This is a genomic window from Sphaerotilus microaerophilus (assembly GCF_023734135.1).
Lineage (GTDB): Bacteria > Pseudomonadota > Gammaproteobacteria > Burkholderiales > Burkholderiaceae_C > Sphaerotilus > Sphaerotilus microaerophilus.
In genome coordinates, this window is the sequence record NZ_AP025730.1 from 5513805 (window position 1) to 5530102 (window position 16298).

18 protein-coding genes are annotated in these 16298 nt (G+C 69.7%); 2 read left to right on the forward strand and 16 right to left on the reverse strand.

The window, feature by feature from the left end; genetic code table 11:
- The first annotated feature begins 1 nt into the window (after position 1).
- The gene (gene rsgA, locus NGK70_RS23800; protein WP_251970925.1) at positions 2–973 is read left to right on the forward strand and encodes a ribosome small subunit-dependent GTPase A; all 972 of its coding nucleotides are present in this window, start codon (positions 2–4) and stop codon (positions 971–973) included.
- A gap of 13 nt (positions 974–986) precedes the next feature.
- Here the strand turns inward: rsgA and NGK70_RS23805 are convergent, their stop codons facing one another.
- From NGK70_RS23805 to murJ, 15 genes are all read right to left on the reverse strand, one after another.
- Positions 987–1976, reverse strand: coding sequence for a CobD/CbiB family protein (locus NGK70_RS23805; RefSeq protein ID WP_251970926.1), 990 nt, complete (start codon positions 1974–1976; stop codon positions 987–989).
- 72 nt (positions 1977–2048) lie between these two features.
- Positions 2049–2786, reverse strand: a complete 738-nt coding sequence (locus NGK70_RS23810) for an NUDIX hydrolase (protein ID WP_251970927.1) — start codon at positions 2784–2786, stop codon at positions 2049–2051.
- 101 nt (positions 2787–2887) lie between these two features.
- Entirely contained in the window at positions 2888–3241 is a 354-nt protein-coding gene (rplS, locus tag NGK70_RS23815) for a 50S ribosomal protein L19 (protein WP_251970928.1), read from the reverse strand.
- Between the two features lie 155 nt (positions 3242–3396).
- A complete protein-coding gene (gene trmD, locus NGK70_RS23820) occupies positions 3397–4167 on the reverse strand; it encodes a tRNA (guanosine(37)-N1)-methyltransferase TrmD (protein WP_251970929.1) in 771 nt (256 codons plus the stop codon).
- 49 nt (positions 4168–4216) lie between these two features.
- A complete protein-coding gene (gene rimM / locus NGK70_RS23825) occupies positions 4217–4900 on the reverse strand; it encodes a ribosome maturation factor RimM (RefSeq protein WP_251970930.1) in 684 nt (227 codons plus the stop codon).
- A gap of 122 nt (positions 4901–5022) precedes the next feature.
- Positions 5023–5283: a 30S ribosomal protein S16 gene (gene rpsP, locus NGK70_RS23830; RefSeq protein ID WP_251970931.1), complete on the reverse strand. Its 261-nt coding sequence runs from the start codon at positions 5281–5283 to the stop codon at positions 5023–5025.
- 305 nt (positions 5284–5588) lie between these two features.
- Complete coding sequence (locus NGK70_RS23835) at positions 5589–6599, reverse strand: inorganic phosphate transporter (protein ID WP_251970932.1); 1011 nt, start codon at positions 6597–6599, stop codon at positions 5589–5591.
- A gap of 15 nt (positions 6600–6614) precedes the next feature.
- Entirely contained in the window at positions 6615–7262 is a 648-nt protein-coding gene (locus NGK70_RS23840; RefSeq protein ID WP_251970933.1) for a DUF47 domain-containing protein, read from the reverse strand.
- A 107-nt stretch (positions 7263–7369) separates the two neighbouring features.
- Complete coding sequence (folK, locus tag NGK70_RS23845; protein ID WP_251970934.1) at positions 7370–7906, reverse strand: 2-amino-4-hydroxy-6-hydroxymethyldihydropteridine diphosphokinase; 537 nt, start codon at positions 7904–7906, stop codon at positions 7370–7372.
- Positions 7907–7936: 30 nt separating this feature from the next.
- Complete coding sequence (gene pcnB, locus NGK70_RS23850; protein WP_251970935.1) at positions 7937–9505, reverse strand: polynucleotide adenylyltransferase PcnB; 1569 nt, start codon at positions 9503–9505, stop codon at positions 7937–7939.
- A 4-nt stretch (positions 9506–9509) separates the two neighbouring features.
- Complete coding sequence (locus NGK70_RS23855; protein ID WP_251970936.1) at positions 9510–10211, reverse strand: HAD family hydrolase; 702 nt, start codon at positions 10209–10211, stop codon at positions 9510–9512.
- Positions 10208–10942 carry a DnaA regulatory inactivator Hda gene (hda, locus tag NGK70_RS23860; RefSeq protein ID WP_251970937.1) on the reverse strand — a complete coding sequence of 245 codons (735 nt, stop codon included), beginning with the start codon at positions 10940–10942 and terminating at the stop codon, positions 10208–10210. Before hda ends, NGK70_RS23855 begins: the two co-directional genes overlap by 4 nt.
- Positions 10943–10948: 6 nt before the next feature.
- Entirely contained in the window at positions 10949–12022 is a 1074-nt protein-coding gene (locus tag NGK70_RS23865; RefSeq protein ID WP_251970938.1) for an AI-2E family transporter, read from the reverse strand.
- Between the two features lie 159 nt (positions 12023–12181).
- Positions 12182–13054 (reverse strand): SirB1 family protein, encoded by an 873-nt coding sequence (locus NGK70_RS23870; protein ID WP_251970939.1) that lies wholly within the window; start codon positions 13052–13054, stop codon positions 12182–12184.
- Between the two features lie 74 nt (positions 13055–13128).
- Positions 13129–14691 (reverse strand): murein biosynthesis integral membrane protein MurJ, encoded by a 1563-nt coding sequence (gene murJ, locus NGK70_RS23875; protein ID WP_251970940.1) that lies wholly within the window; start codon positions 14689–14691, stop codon positions 13129–13131.
- 180 nt (positions 14692–14871) lie between these two features.
- Between murJ and rpsT the strand changes: the two genes are divergently transcribed.
- The gene (gene rpsT, locus NGK70_RS23880; protein ID WP_251970941.1) at positions 14872–15180 is read left to right on the forward strand and encodes a 30S ribosomal protein S20; all 309 of its coding nucleotides are present in this window, start codon (positions 14872–14874) and stop codon (positions 15178–15180) included.
- A gap of 49 nt (positions 15181–15229) precedes the next feature.
- Here rpsT and NGK70_RS23885 read toward each other — a convergent pair whose 3' ends face one another.
- Complete coding sequence (locus NGK70_RS23885; RefSeq protein ID WP_251970942.1) at positions 15230–16288, reverse strand: CDP-6-deoxy-delta-3,4-glucoseen reductase; 1059 nt, start codon at positions 16286–16288, stop codon at positions 15230–15232.
- Positions 16289–16298 lie beyond the last annotated feature (10 nt).

Genomic DNA, 16298 nt, shown 5'->3' on the forward strand with positions numbered 1-16298 from the left:
GGTGGCGCGCCCCATCGCCGCCGCGAAGGCCCGCGACCCCGCGCTCGACGTCGGCCTGGTCGTTGCCGGCCACGGCCGTCACTATGTCGTGCAGACCCCGGAAGGCCGCGAGGTGCTCTGCCACCCGCGCGGCAAGAAGAGCGAGGTGGTGGTCGGCGACCGGGTCCGCTGGCAGCCCACCAACCAGCACGGCGACGAGGGCGTGCTCGAAGGGCTGGAGCCGCGGCGCAACCTGCTCTATCGGCAGGACGAGTGGCGCACCAAGTCCTTCGCCGCCAACCTGGACCGCCTGCTGATACTGGTCGCCAGCGAGCCGGTGTTCAGCGAGAGCCAGCTCGCGCGGGCGCTGATCGCCGCCGAGGAGGCCGGCATCGAAGCGCTCATCCTGCTCAACAAGGTGGATCTGGTCGAGCCGGCCCGCCTGGCCCGGGAGCGCCTGGCGCCCTACCGGGCGATGGGCTACGAAGTCCTGGAGGTGGCGCTGAAGTCCCGTGACGCCCGCAGCGACCACGCCAGCGCGCAGTCCGATCACGCCCGTGCCCTGCTGGCCGGGCGCCTCGCCACCGGGGCCACCCTGGTGCTCGGGCCCTCGGGCACCGGCAAGAGCACGCTGGTCAACCTGCTGGTGCCCGAAGCCGCCGCATTGACCGCCGAGATCTCCACCGCGCTGAACTCCGGGCGCCACACCACCACGCACACGCGCTGGTACTGGCTGGATGCGGCCCGGCAGGCCGCGCTGATCGACTCGCCCGGCTTCCAGGAGTTCGGCCTGCAGCACATCGCACTGACTGAACTGGCGCGCTGGATGCCCGACCTGCGTCCACACCTGGGCGGCTGCCGCTTCCACAACTGCACCCACATCCATGAGCCCGGCTGCGCCGTGCGCGCCGCCCTGGCGCGCGGCGAGATCGCGCCCTCACGGCACCGGATCTACGAGGCCCTGCGAGAGGAACTCGGCCGAACGAAGTGGTGAGGGCTCGCCCGGATCAACCGAGCAGGTTGGCCAGCGACAGCAGCGCCAGCAGCAGCATCCACAGTACCACCGAGCGCCACACCAGCCCCACCACCGCGCGCAGGTGCGCCAGCTGGGGTGCAGGGCCTGGCGTGCTGCCCTCGGCCTGAGGGTCGGCAGACAGGCCGCCCGCCTCGAAGCTGCGCCCCCGGTCCGGCTGGATCTCCGGCGCCGGGGCACCGCCCAGGGCCACACCCACGGCACCGGCCGCTGCCGCCAGCAGCACCCCGTCGTTGCGCTGCGTCCACAGGCCGGCGTGGTTGCGCCAGCAGTCCACGGCCTCTTCGAAATTGCCGACCACTGCGAAGCCGGCCGCCGTCAAGCGCGCCGGCACATGGTCGATCACGGCGAAGGCCTGCTGCGAGCGGCGCATCAACCCAACGTTGGTGGGCGCCCCCAGCACATGGCTCTTGTAGGACCAATAGCGCGTGCAGAACTCGGCCAGGCGGTAGACCACCGCCCCGGTGGGCCCCAGCCCGAGGGCGGATCCCAGCACGAACCAGAAGAACACGCCGAACACGTGGCGGTGCGAGGCCAGCAGCGAGTGCTCGATGACATGGCGCAGCACCTCGGTGCGCGGCAGCTCGCTGGCATCGAGGTGGCGCCACTCCTGCAGCAGTGTGCGCGCGGCCTCCTCGTCACCCCGCTCCAGCGCCTCGCGGATGTCGGTGAAGTAGTGGCTGAACTGGCGGAACCCCAGCGTCAGGTAGAGCACGACCAGGTTCCAAGCCAGCGCCAGCAGGAGGCTGAAATGGAACAGCAGCGCATAGACGCCCCAAACCAGTAGCGCGGGGACGATCAGGCTCACCGCCCAGACCACCCAGGCATGGTGCTCGCGGCCGGCGTCGAAGTTGCGCCCGGTCCACCGCACCCAAGCGATCAAGGCCTCGTGAATGGGATTGCCATGGGGAAGCGGCCGCAGTTGTTCGACAAACAGTGCCAGCAGGACCGCGAGAAAGCTCATGACGAGATGATACCGGCCACACCGCCACGTTCCGGACCCGTGTCCCGACCAGGACTGCGGGCCTTCGGACGTTCAGGCGGCCAGGAAGCGGTAGAGGTTACGCAACATGGCCGCGGTCGCGCCCCAGATGAAGTACTCGTCGGGCAGGACCGCGATGCTGCCAGCCCCCGCCGCACCGGTCGCGTGGCGAGAGGCTGCAGGCCAGGGCATGGACAGGAAATGGCGCCGCACGCCGTCGGGCACATCGATCTCATGGCGCTGGTGGTGGGCCGGCGTCATCAGGAAATCCAGTGGCACCTCGAAGGCTTCAGCCACCTCGAAGGGGTCGAGCGCCAGCTCGAAGCCGGGTTCGACCAGCGCCACCACCGGCGTGACGTCATATGCAGTGATGGTCGTGTAGACAGGCAGCCGGCCGATCACCTCGATGTGGCGGCGCGCCAGCCCGACCTCTTCCTCAGTCTCCCGCAGCGCAGTGGCCACGGGGTCGCCCAGTTCCTGCGGCTCGGCACGCCCGCCGGGAAAGCTGATCTGCCCGGCGTGGTCGTGAAGGTGATCGGTGCGCCGCGTCAGCAGCACGGTCAGGCCCTCAGGCCGCGCGACCAGGGGAACCAGCACCGACGCAGGCGTCGGGGCTCGATCCGACCAGCGGCCCCCATCACCCGGCAACTCCGGCACCCACGACGGCGGCGCCGCGAAGCGCTGGCGCAGCGCGGCCGGCAACAGCCGCTCGGCGGCGACAGCGGGCAGGTGATCGTCACGCGCCACCACGGGCACGACACGAGGGTCACGGATCAAGGGCGCTCGGGACATCGGTCGAGCATAGGCGCAAATGCAAAAGGCCGCCCGGTGGGCGGCCTCTCGGCTGTGACAAGACGCTTGGTCCTGCCGGGGGAAGCCCGTTCAGGCCAGCATCAGGCCAGCTTTTCCTTGATGCGGGCGGACTTGCCGCTGCGCTGACGCAGGTAGTAGAGCTTGGCGCGGCGCACATCGCCACGGCGCTTGACCTCGATCGAGGCGATCAGCGGGCTGTAGAGCTGGAAGGTCCGCTCGACACCTTCGCCGCTGGAGACCTTGCGCACGATGAAGCTGCTGTTCAGGCCGCGGTTGCGCTTGGCAATCACGACGCCTTCGTAGGCCTGCACGCGCTTGCGTGTGCCTTCGACGACGTTCACGCTCACGATCACCGTGTCGCCGGGGGCGAACGACGGGATGGTCTTGTTCAGTCGAGCAATTTCTTCTTGCTCGAGTTGGCGGATCAGATCCATGGAAACACTCCTCGAGATCATGCCTGCGACCCGTGCAGCCGCCATTGGCGACCGCCGCGCTGCCCACTTCAGCAGCCCACCGACCAACCCCCGAAGCGGGGCCCGACGGCGTGGGGCGCAAGCGCCCCGACCAAGCAGAGGATCAAAACCGGTGATTATAGCCCGGGATCGCTGCCGATCTGGCGCAGCCAACGTTCGTCGGCCACATCGAGGCGTCCGGCCCGGCGCGCGGCCTCGATCAGGTCCGGGCGCCGACGTACCGTGGCTTCCAGCTGGCGCTGGCGCCGCCAGCGCGCGATTTCGGCGTGGTTGCCGCTGAGCAGCACCGGCGGCACGGCGGCATCGCCCAGGCGCTCGGGGCGGCTGTAGTGCGGGCAGTCGAGCAGGCCGTCAGAAAAACTGTCCTGCTGGTGCGAGGCCGCATCGTTGAGCACACCGGGCTGCAGCCGCGTGGCGGCATCGATCAGCGCCAGCGCGGGCAGCTCGCCCCCGGAGAGCACGAAGTCGCCCAGGCTGACCTCCTCGTCCACATGGCGATCCAGGAAGCGCTGGTCCACCCCTTCATAGCGGCCACACAGCAGGATCGCCCCTGGTCCGGAGGCGAAGGCCTGGACACGTGACTGCGTCAGTGGCGCACCCGCGGGGCTGAAGTAGATCAGCGGCGCACGCCCCGCAACGGCATCCGTATCGGCCCGATCGGCGCGGATGGCCGCCAGCGCCCGCTCCAGCGGCTCGACCAGCATCACCATGCCGGGCCCGCCGCCATAGGGCCGGTCGTCGACGCGGCGGTAGTTGTCCGTCGCATGCTCACGCAACGGCCACAGCCGCACGTCCACCTGCCGGGACTCGAAGGCGCGCCGCGTCACCCCCACCTGCAGGAAGGGCTGGAACAGCTCAGGGAAGAGGGTCAGGACGTCGATGCGCATGGCCGTCGGCCAGATCCAGGGGTTCGGTCCGTTGCGGGCCAGGGGCGGATCAGTAGTCCGCCTCCCAGTCGACCAGGATGCGGCGCTCGGCCAGCTTCACCTCGTCGATGTAGGCCGCCACGAAGGGGATGAGCCGCTCGGCCGGCTCTGCCTCGGGCACCTTGCGGCGCGAACGCCGGGCGGGCGCCGCTGGCGCAGCCTCGTCCGGAGGCGTTTCAGGCGCCGCCTCGGGCTCCGGCGACGACGAGGTCGCCGCGCGCTCACCCTCCGGCAACTGCACACGCAGCACGCTGTGGGCGCCGGTATCGAGCAGGTCGGCCACCGTGCCCAGCAGCACGCCGGCGCGATTGACCACCTCCAGGCCAATCAGGTCGACCCAGTAGTACTCGTCCTGGGCCGCGGTCGGGAAACTGGCGCGCGACACGAACACGCGTGCGCCCCGGAGCGCCTCGGCGGTGTTCCGATCAGGGATTTCCTGCGCCGAGGCGATCACCCCGTCGCCATGCTCCTTGACCAACGTGATACGCAGGACGCCCGGCAGCGTGGGTGCGCCAGCAGGACGCGACCGGCCCGCAGGCGGCTGCAGGAACCAGCGACGAGAGGAGAGCAGCGCCTTCGGATCGCGCGCATAGGGCTCGACCCGGACCCAGCCCTTCACACCCCAGGCATCGGCAATGCGGGCCACCTCGACGGCATCGTCGGGCCAGGGCAGGTCATCGTCGTGAGTGGTCATGTCAGGGCAGCGGGAGAGGCAGGACAGCCAAGATGGGAATCGAGGCAGAAACGACATCGGGGCCCGAAGGCCCCGATGGTCGGTCAGGCTGGCCGGGCATTCACCCAGCCACCAACCAGAGGTCAGGCCGCCGGGGCGAGCTTGGCCTTGGCCTGCTTGACCAGGCGCGCCACCGTCGGCGACAGCTGGGCACCATGGTTGACCCAGTGGTCGATGCGGTCGAAGGCGATGCGCAGGCCTTCGGCGTTGCCGGAAGCAACGGGGTTGTAGAAGCCGACGCGCTCCAGGAAGCGGCCGTCGCGGCGGTTCTGGCTGTTGGCGGCCACGATGTTGTAGAACGGGCGCTTCTTGGCGCCGCCGCGGGAGAGTCGAATCACGACCATGATGTTTCCTTGATCACCAGTATGCAGTGATCCACCCGACCAGGAGACACTCAGGCCAGTAGATCAAGACGAGCAGCCGGCGAAGCGCAGAACCCTCTGCCACCCCGCCCGCATCGGGCCACTCAGGACTTCCCGGCCCCGTTAGATACGTGCAGCGTGACCAGCGAAGAGAGCTGCCGGCACCGGGAAACCGCGGATTATAAACTCGTACGCCCCGTCAGCGCCAGAGCACTACGCCCGCCGCGCGTGAAACATCGACAGAGGGGTCGATGCACGGCGGCGCCGGGCCGAGCGGGGCGCGGCCCTTACAACAGCTTCAGGCTCACCAGATAGGCGCCCGAGGCCACCGCAGCGGAGGCCGGGATCGTGAAGATCCAGGCCCAGACGATGTTGCCGGCCACACCCCAGCGCACGGCCGACATGCTGCGCGTGGCGCCCACGCCGACGATCGCGCCGGTGATGGTGTGCGTGGTCGACACCGGCACCCCCATTGCGGTGGCGATGAACAGTGTCATCGCGCCGCCGGTTTCGGCACAGAACCCGCCGACCGGCTTCAGCTTGGTGATCTTCTGACCCATCGTCTTGACGATGCGCCAGCCGCCGAACATCGTGCCCAGGCCGATGGCGATGTAGCAGACCCAGATCACCCAGCTCGGCGGCATCTTGTCACCGGCTGCGGCGTAGCCCGAGGCGATCAGCAGCATCCAGATGATGCCGATGGTCTTCTGCGCGTCGTTCCCGCCGTGGCCCAGGCTGTACAGACCGGCCGAGATCAGTTGCAGGCGCCGGAACCATCGGTCCACCCGCAGGGGCGTTGTTCGCCGGAACAACCAGGCCACGATCACCATCAGCAGCGAGCCGAACAGGAAGCCCAGCGCTGGCGAGACGAAGATGAAGGCCACCGTCTTCCAGACCCCCGTTCCCACCAGCGCCGACAGTCCGGACTTGGCCGTGACCGCACCGACGATGCCGCCGATCAGGGCATGCGAGGAGCTCGACGGGATGCCGTACCACCAGGTGATGACGTTCCAGACGATCGCCCCGATCAGCGCACCGAACACCACATGCTGGTCGACGATGCCGGGCTCGACAATGCCCTTGCCGACAGTTGCCGCCACCTTGAGCTGGAACACCGCGATCGCGACGACGTTGAAGAAGGCCGCGAACAGCACGGCCTGCTGGGGCTTGAGCACCCCGGTGGACACGACGGTGGCAATCGAGTTCGCCGCGTCGTGGAAGCCGTTCATGAAGTCGAACAGAACGGCCAGCACCACCAGCACGGCCACCGTCCAGAAACTCACCTGCACCACGTCCATGGTGAGGGCCCCGGATCAGGAGTTCTCGAGGACGATGCCCTCGATCAGGTTGGCCACGTCCTCGCACTTGTCGGTGATCGATTCGAGCTGCTCGTAGATCGCCTTGAGCTTGATCAGTTCGCGGATGTCGGCCTCCTCGCGGAACAGCTTGGACATGGCCGAGCGCATCACGCGGTCGGCATCGGACTCCAGGCTGTCGATCTCGGCGCAGGTTTTGACCGTGGCCTCAGCCACCGCATGCTTGGACAACTGCGACAGCAGCGACACTGCGTGCGCGACGCGCTCGCAGCACTTCACGGACAGGTCGGCCAGCCGGTTCACCTCCTCGGTGACGTGGCGCACGTCGTAGAGCGCCAGCGTCTCGGACGTGTCCTGCAGCAGGTCGAGGATGTCGTCCATCGCGTTGATCAGCGAGTGGATCTGCTCGCGGTCGATCGGCGTGATGAAGGTCTTGTGCAACAGCCGGTTCACCTCGGCGGTGATCTTGTCGGCCGCGTGCTCGGCGCCATCGACTTCGGCGGCGTACTTCTCGCGCAGGATGGCGTCACCGTAGTTCTGGATCAGTGACTGGAAGGCGCGCGAGCCGGCAACGATGGCCTCCGCGTGGGCGTTGAAGAGCGCGAAGAAGTTGCCTTCGCGCGGCAGCAGCTTGCCGAAAAGCATGGACACTCCGATGGGGGAGGAACTCGTGCCGTTTCCCGCAGATCGCTGCCCCTGGCAGCGGATTCATCGAAACGCCATGAATTCGTCACATTCTGAAGCCCGCGAGTTTAGCCGCTCCGTGCGGCGTTCCGCGGCAAGACGAGCCCTCGATCCAGGCGCTCGATCGGTTGGTCCACCACCTGAGCCAGAAGGGTCTCGACCGGCCCTTGGCCAGGCCACAGCAGCCCCGGCGCCAGTTCCGCCAGCGGCAGCAACACGAAGGCCCGCAGGTGCCCCCGCGGATGCGGCAGCGTCAGGCGGGGCCCGTCCAGCCGCAGGTCCGCGATGCACAGCAGGTCCAGATCGAGCGTGCGCGGCGCGTTGCGGTAGGGCCGCTCGCGGCCGTGGCGCGCCTCGATATCCAGCAGCGCATCCAGCAGCACCAGCGGCTCCAGCCGGGTGTCGATGGCCGCCACGGCATTCAGGTAGTCCGGGCCGCTGGAGTCGATCGGCGCGCTGCGATACACGCCCGAGCAGCCCACCCAACTTGTCTGCGCCAGCGCCTGCAGGGCGCAACAGGCGGCAGCAAGGGCCGCGTGCGCATCGCCCAGGTTGGCCCCCAGGCCGACGTAGGCGCGCTGCCAGCCCGCGTCGCGCAAGGTCACGGCCCGGTCATCGAAGGTCCGCAGGCCTGCTCAGTCGGCGTCGCCGCTGCCGGCGTCTGCCGAAGAAGCAGCTTCACCACCGGCCCCGCCACCTGCGCCAGCCGGCTTGCGCCGACGCCGCCGCTTCTTGGCCGGTGCCGCTGCCTCGCCCTCCTGCCCGGACTGGCGACGCGACTGGTCCTCCTGCCGCGCAGCATCGAGCAGCCCCTGGCGCTCGGCGCCCACCGCACCGGCGTAGCGGCCCCACCACTGCGCCAGCGCCGGATCGGCTTCACCCGCCTCGGCACGCAGCGCCAGGAAATCGAAGCCGGCACGGAAGCGCGGCTGCGCCGCCAGCGCCTCGGCCGTGGATGGGGTGCGGCGCTCGAAGCGCGGCTGCATCATCCAGATCTCGCGCATGTCGGCGGCGAGCTTGCCGCGCCCGGAAATGTCGCCGATGCGGGCATCGAACACCTGGTCGATGGCCTGCAGCAGCGCCGGCATTGGCATCTCGCCCTGGGCGCGCAGCTTGTCGCGGCGCTTCACCACGTCGTGCCAGAGCATGCAGGCCAACATGAAGCTGGGCGCCACCGGGCGGCCGTCATTCACGCGCCGGTCGGTATCCTCCAATGCGAGGTGGATGAACTTCTCGCGCCCGTCATGGCGGTGCGCATCATCGAGCACCGCATCCAGGATCGGGAAGACGCCTCGGTGCAGGCCCTGGCGGCGCAACTCCTCCAGGCTGGCCAGGGCGTGGCCGGTCTGAAGCAGCTTGATCATCTCGTCGAACAGCCGCGAGGCCGGCACATTGGCCAGCAGGTCGGCCATGCGCAGGATCGGCGTGCGGGTGGCCGGCTCGATCTCGAAGCCCAGCTTGGCCGCAAAGCGCACCACCCGGATGATGCGCACCGGGTCCTCGCGGTAGCGGGTCTCGGGGTCGCCGATCATGCGCAGCAGGCGCTTCTTAGCGTCCTCGATGCCATGGTGGTAGTCCACCACGATCTCGCGCCGCGGGTCGTAGTACAGCGCGTTGATGGTGAAGTCGCGCCGCGCGGCGTCCTCGTCCTGCGGGCCCCAGACGTTGTCGCGCAGCACCCGGCCGCTGGCGTCTACCACGTGGCTCTTGCCCGCCATCTCGGCCTTGGAGGTTTTCTCGTTGCCCTCGACCTGCTCAGCCGCGGCGTTGTCCAGGTAGGCCCGGAAGGTCGAGACCTCGATCACCTCGTGCTCGCGCCCACGGCCATGCACCACGTGCACGATGCGAAAGCGCCGCCCGATGATGAAGGCGCGCCGGAACAGCGCCTTGACCTGCTCGGGCGTGGCGTTGGTGGCGACGTCGAAGTCCTTGGGCCGGTGCCCCAGCAGCAGGTCGCGCACCGCACCGCCGACGATGTAGGCCTCGTAGCCCGCGTCCTGCAGCGTGGTGACCACCTTCACGGCCCGGTCGTCGAGCAACTTCGGGTCGATGCCGTGCTGCTCGCGGCGCACCTCGGTACGCCGCCCCACGGCCGCATTGCCACCCTTGGGGGCGGGGTCTGCGCGCCGCAGGCTGAGCTTGCTGGCGATGCGCCCGCCCTGGCTGGCCTTGCCCAGCAGTTTGTCGATGAAGTTCTTGATCATTGAATCATTCGAAGAGCCGCAGTATGCGCCAGCCGCGCTCGCGGGCGACGGCTTCGAGCGGCGGGCTCGGGTTGGTGGCCACCGGCTCGGTGGCAAGTTCCATCAGCGGCAGGTCGTTGATCGAGTCGCTGTAGACGACGATGTCGGCGAAGTCCGCCAGCTGCAGCCCCTGCCCGGCCAGCCAATCGTGCACACGCCCGACCTTGCCTTCACGGAAGGTCGGTGTGCCGTGGATACGGCCGCTCCAGGCGCCATCGGCCTCGCGTTCGAGCTGCACCGCCAGCAGGTGCTCGACGCCGAAGGCCGCGGCGATCGGCGAGGTGACGAACTCGTTGGTCGCGGTGACGATGGCCACCAGGTCGCCGCGGGCCTGGTGCTCACGCACCAGCGCCTGCGCCGGCTCATGCAGCTGCGGCTGCAGCACCTCGCACATGAAGCGCTCGCGCTCGGCCTCGGCCTCGTCGAGCGGGCGGGTGCGCCACACCGAGGTGGCGAAGTCCACGTAGGCGGGGAGGTCCAGCGTGCCCGCCACGTAGTCAGCGTAAAAGGCGTCGTTGCGCGCACGGAAGGTCTGCCCGTCGGCCCAGCCGATGTCGACCATGAACTGGCCGAAGGCATGGTCGGAGTCGATCGGGATCAGCGTGCCGTCGAGGTCGAACAGGCACAGGCGGCGGGGAGCGGCCGGGGCCGTGGCGGGGAGGTTCATGCGGGATCCGGGTCGGCCAGCACCTGCCGCACCAGCGGCAGCGTGATGGCCCGTTGCGCCACGAGCGCCTGGTGGTCCAGGCGGTCGAGCAGGTTCATCAGGTGGCTCAGGTCGCGGGCGCTGCGGCGCAGCAGGTAGTCGAGCACCTCGTCGCTGAGCAGCACGCCGCGGCGGTCGCCTTCGCGGCGCAGCAGCGCGCGCACCTGCGCCTCGGTGGGCGGTTCGAGCTGGTAGACCAGCCCCCAGCCGAGCCGGGTGCGCAGGTCGTCGCGCAACGGCAGGTCGATCGGCGGCAGCCGCCCCGCGGCCAGCACCGGGATGCCGCAGGCACTGGCCTGGACAAACAGGCTGAAGGCCGCCTGCTGGCGCCCGGCATCGTAGCGGTCGCAGTCGTCGAGCAGCAGCAGGCGCGCCGCCTCGTCGAAGTCCCAGGGCGCCGGCGTGTGCAGGTCGAAGGCGGCCACCTTCTCGCCCGCTGCCTGCGCGTGCTCGGCCGCGGCACGCAGCAGGTGGCTCTTGCCGCTGCCGGCCGGCCCCCAGAGGTAGAGCGGCGCCGCCGGGCTGGGCTGCTCCAGCGCCTCGCGCAGCTGCGGCCACTGCGCGTTGCCCCCGGGCAGGAAGTTGTCGAAGCGCCAGACCGGCTGCGGGCCCAGCGCCAGCGGCACTTGACGCATCGACGCGCCAGCGGCGGCCGTGGCCCGCAGGGTGGTCAGGGAGGCAGAGGTCGGCATCGTCGCTCAGCCCTGCGCACCGTAGAGCGGGCTGCCCAGGTAGGCCTCGCGCAGGCGTCGCAGGGCCACCAGCGCCAGCGCACCGACCGGCAACGCCAGCAGCACGCCGACGAAGCCGAACAGGTGGCCGCAGGCCAGCAGGGCGAAGATCACCGCGATCGGGTGCAGCCCGATGCGCTCACCCACCAGGCGCGGCGTGAGAAAGAAGCTCTCCAGCAGCTGGCCGAAGCCGTAGATCGCCAGCACCGCCAGCACGCCGTACCAGCTGGCGAACTGCAGCACCCCGGCCAGCAGCGCCAGACCCGCCCCGAGCCCGAAGCCGAGGTAGGGCACGAACACCGCCAGCCCCGTGAACACGCCCACCGGCACCGCCAGCTCGAAGCCCGCCAGGGCCAGCGACAGCGTGTAGTAGAGCGCCAGCAGGCCCATCACCCAGAGCTGGCCGCGCAGGTACTGGCCGAGCATCGCGTCGCACTCGCGCAGATAGGCCATCACCCCCGGCGCGTGGCGCGGCGGCACGAAGCCGCGCAGGCGCTCGATGAACTGCGGCCAGTCGGCCAGCAGGTAGAACAGCACCACCGGCAGCAGCACTGCATTGCCGACGATGGCGAGGATGAAGCTGCCACCGATGCGCGCCGAACTCAGCGCCGCGGCCAGCCAGTCCTCCAGGTTGGCGTTGAAGTACTTGACGACAAAGGCCTTGATGCTGGCCGCGTCCAGGCTGACGGGCACCCCGTGCGACCTGAGCCAGGGGGCCAGCTGCTCGTTGATGCGCACCGCCAGCACGGGGATCTGCTCGCGCAGCAGGGGCAGCTCGCGCGACAGGATCGGCACGATCAGCAGCAGCACGCCCAGCGCCACCGCCGCCGCGGTCAGCTCCACCAGGGCCACCGCGAGCAGCCGCGGCAACGGACCGCGCGGGCGCGCCAGCCGGCCGACCGCAGGGTGCAGCACGTAGGCCAGCACGGTGGCGGCCAGGAAGGGCGTCAGCACCGGCGCGAGCAGCCACACCAGCGCCGCCAGCGTGCCGGCCACGGCCAGCCACGCCAGCGCGAGGCGTTGGGCGGACGTGAGGGTCATGGGGAGCAGGCTGCTCGATGGGACATCGGCACGGAGGGGGACAGAAGACAACAGGCGCCGGAGCGCCCGGGGAACACGATTGGCACCGCCAGGACCGGCGGCAACGCCGCTCGGAACGACATTCTAGGAAATGCGGCGACGCAGCAGCGGCCGGCCGACTCAATGCCAGCGCGGTGGGCCGGCATCACGCAGGGCTTCGAGACGAGCGGCGACACGGCCACGGTCGCTGGCGCCGTGGGCGCGGCGCAGGTACTCGGCCAGGTCGTTGATCGCCGCCTCGGTCTGGCCGAGCTGGGCCAGCGTCTCGCCGCGGTCTCGCCGCCAATCCCATTCACCAGGCTGCAGGGCCACCAGGCGTTGCTGGACTTGCAGCAGGCGCAGCAGGTCGCCATGCCCGCGGTGGATGGAGGCCAGGTTGCGCAGCATGCGCGCCAGGATCTCGCGGGAACTGGCCGGCCGCAGGTACAGCGCCAGTGGGTCGCCCAGCGCACCGGCCGCCTCGACTCCGGGAGGCGAGTCTGCGTCGAGATAGGGTTCGAGCCGCTCCTCCAGCTCGCCGCGCGAGAGCGACTGGCCACTGAGCGGATCGACCACCGCCTCGCCCAGCGGCAGACTCAGCTTGATCAGGAAATGCCCGGGGAAGGACACGCCGCGCGCCTTCAGCCCGACCTGGGACGCCAGTTCCAGGTAGATCACCGCCAGCGTGATCGGGATGCCCTGGCGGGTGCGCATGACCTCATGCACGTGGCTGTTGGCCGGGTTGTAGAAATCGTTGACGTTGCCCGCAAACCCCAGCTCCTGGAAGAAGTAGCGGTGCAGGCTGCGCAACCGCTGCAGCGCGCTGGCGTCGTCAGGCAGGCGCGCCTTCAGCTTCGCGGCCAGGCGGTCGAGGTCGGCCAGCACGCCCTGGGTGTCCAGCGTCGGCTGATCGGCCTGGGCGATCGCCACCGCCGCCTCGGTCAACGACAGGCTCTCATCCTCCGCCACCAGGGTGGTGAAGTAGTCCAGCGGGGTCGGCGCGCTCCAATCCATGGATCGAGTGTATCGGCAGCGTTTATCGGCGGCGTTGCTCGCGTCGGACCCCAACCGCGTCGGTCCGACGCGGATCAGGCCTTGCGCAGGAACTGCCGCAGCGGCAGCCCGCTGGCCAGCAGCACGGCGAAGTAGGTCAGTGCCGCGCCGGCCAGCACAGCCGACAGCAGCGCCACGCGCTGCAGCGGCACGGCGCGCAGGCCGATCCAGTCGACACCCTGGGCCGCCCAGGCCAGGCCGGCACCCATCACGACGCTGGCCAGCGCGACCCGCCAGCCGAAGCCCGGCCAGCCAGGCGCAGGCTGGTAGCTGCCGCGCCGGCGCAGGCCGATCAGCAGCCACAGCGCATTGACACAGGCCGCTAGGCCGATCGACAGGGCCAGCCCGGCATGGCCGAGCAGCGGCACAAAGGCCAGGTTCAGCAGCTGCGTCAGCACCAGCACCACCACCGAGATCTTCACCGGCGTGCGGATGTCCTGCTTCGCATAGAAGCCCGGCGCCAGCACCTTGACGGCCACCAGCCCCAGCAGGCCGGCACCGTAGCCGCGCAGGGCCACGACGGTCTGCGCCACATCGTGCGCATCGATACGCCCGTAGTGGTAGAGCACCGCGATGAGCGGCTGCGGAAACACCAGCAGCGCCACCGCACAGGGCGTCGACAGCAGCAGCACCAGCCGCAGCCCCCAGTCGAGCAGGCTGGAGTAGGACTGCGTCTCGCCCGAGGCCTGGGCCGCCGACAGCTGCGGCGTCAGCACCACCCCCAGCGCCACACCGAGCAGCGCGGTCGGGAACTCCATCAGGCGGTCCGCGTAGGTCAGCCAGGACACCGAGCCCGCCGGCAGGTGCGAGGCGATCTGCGTGTTGATCAGCAGCGACAGCTGCGCCACCGACACGCCCAGCAGCGCCGGCGCCATCTGCCGCAGGATGCGGTGCACGCCTGGATGCGCCCAGGCCGCGCGCAGCGAGCCCAGGCCAATGGCCAGCCGCGGCATCACGCCCGCGCGGCGCAGCGCCGGCACCTGCACCGCCAGCTGGATCACGCCCCCGGCCATCACGCCGATGGCCAGCGCGTAGATCGGCGCCTGGCCCCAGTCCGCCATGCGCGGGGCCAGCAGCCAGGCCGCGGCGATCACCGACAGGTTGAGCAGCACCGGCGTGGCCGCGGGCACCGCAAAGCGCTTCCAGGTGTTGAGGATGCCGGCCGACAGCGCCACCAGGGACATGCAGCCGATGTACGGGAACATCCAGCGCGTCATCACCACCGCGGCATCGCGCGCCTCCGGCGCGAAGCCCGCCGCCATCAGCCAGACCAGCAGCGGCGCCCCCACGACCCCGGCCACGCTGGTGAGCAGCAGCGCCCACAGCAGGACGGTGGTCACCGCGTCGATCAGGAGGCGCGTCGCGTCCTCCCCCTCCTTGGCCCGGGTGGCGGCCAGGATGGGCACGAAGGCCTGGGAGAACGCCCCTTCCGCAAACAGCCGGCGCAGCAGGTTCGGGATGCGAAAGGCCACCTGGTAGGCGTCGCTGAGCGCCGTGGCACCAAAGGACGCCGCGATCAGCTGCTCACGCACCAGCCCGGTGATGCGCGACGCGAGGGTCAGCAAGGAAACGAGGGAGGCGGCGCGCAGCAGGTTCATGCAGGAAGATCAGCCACCCGGAGCAGCCGCTCGATCGAGCCCGGCCTAGAAACGGCACCGGGCAAAGACCGTGATTATCGCCAGTCAGCCGCCCTGCGAGCTTGCGAGCAAGCCGATGAGCCTTGCAATCCTGCCGAACGTGCTATACTTTTCGGCTTTCCACCCGGATACCCTACACACATGGCCACCGCTTCCAAAGCCAAGAAGAAGACGGTCCGCATTGCCTCTGGTCGCAAGCGTGCCCGTCAAGACGTCAAGCTCAACGCTGCCAACACGGCGCTGCGCTCGAAGTTCCGCACTGCCGTCAAGGGCGTGCTGAAGGCCGTTGCCACCGGCGACAAGGCCAAGGCTGGCGACACCTTCAAGACCGCCCAGCGCGTGATCGACTCGATCGCCGACAAGGGCATCTTCCACAAGAACAAGGCCGCTCGCCTGAAGAGCCGCCTGTCGGCCAAGGTCAAGGCGCTCGCTGCGCCCGCCGCCGCCTGACGTACCCGTTTCCGGGTGGTGATGAAGAGGCCCGCGTTGCGGGCCTTTTTCATGGGCAAATGGGTGATGGGCGACTCTTGTCCGCCGCGCTGGTGAAGGCGTCGGCGTAGAAGAACTCTTCCGGCAGGCCGCAACGCGCCACGAAATCCCGCCGCGCGCTGTCGACCATGATCGGAGCGCCACAGGCGTAGACCTCGTGGCCCGAGAGGTCAGGCAGGTCAGCCATCACCGCCTGGTGCACCAGGCCCGTGCGTCCGGTCCAGGCCTCCTCAGCGGTTGTATCGCTGGCCGCATCGGACAGCACCGGCACGTAGCGCAGCCAGGGCAGCGCCGCCGCAGCCGCCTCGGCCCAGTCATGCAGATACAGGTCGGCACGATGCCGGCAGCCCCAGTACAGCGCGGTCGGCCGCTGGATGTCCCGCGCGCGCATGTGCTCGATGATCGCCTTGACCGGCGCCAAGCCGGTGCCCGAGGCCAGCAGCACGATCGGCCGCTCGCTGTCCTCGCGCAGGTAGAAGCCGCCGAACGGTCCCTCGGCGCGCAGGATCTCTTTCTCCTTCATCGCGCCAAAGACGTGGTCGGTGAACACACCGCCGGGCATGTGGCGCAGGTGCAGCTCGATGCGGCCATGGGCCAGCTCCGGCGCGGTGGCCATCGAATAGCTGCGGCGCACCCCATTGGCGAGCAGGAACTCGATGTACTGGCCGGCGTGGTACTGGAAGGCCTGGTTGGCCGGCAGCTGCAGCGTCAGCACGATCACGTCCGGGGCGCGGCGCTCGATGGACGACACCCGCATCGGCAGCTTGACCACCGGGTATTGCCCCAGTGCACTCACCTGGCGCGACTCGATCACGCAGTCGGACTGCGGCAGGGCGCAGCAGGTCAGGATGGCGCCGGCCGCCTCTTCGTCCGCCGTCAGCGCCTTGGGCTGGTGGACGCCGTGGACCACGCGCCCCTCCAGCAGGCGGCTCTTGCAGGAGCCGCAGGCGCCATCCTTGCAGCCATAGGGCAGGCCGATGCCCTGGCGGATCGCCGCCGTCAGCAGGGTTTCGTCAGGCAGGGCCGAAAATGCGCGCCCGGCCGGCTGAACGATCACGGAGAAGGTCATGTCCCCAGTT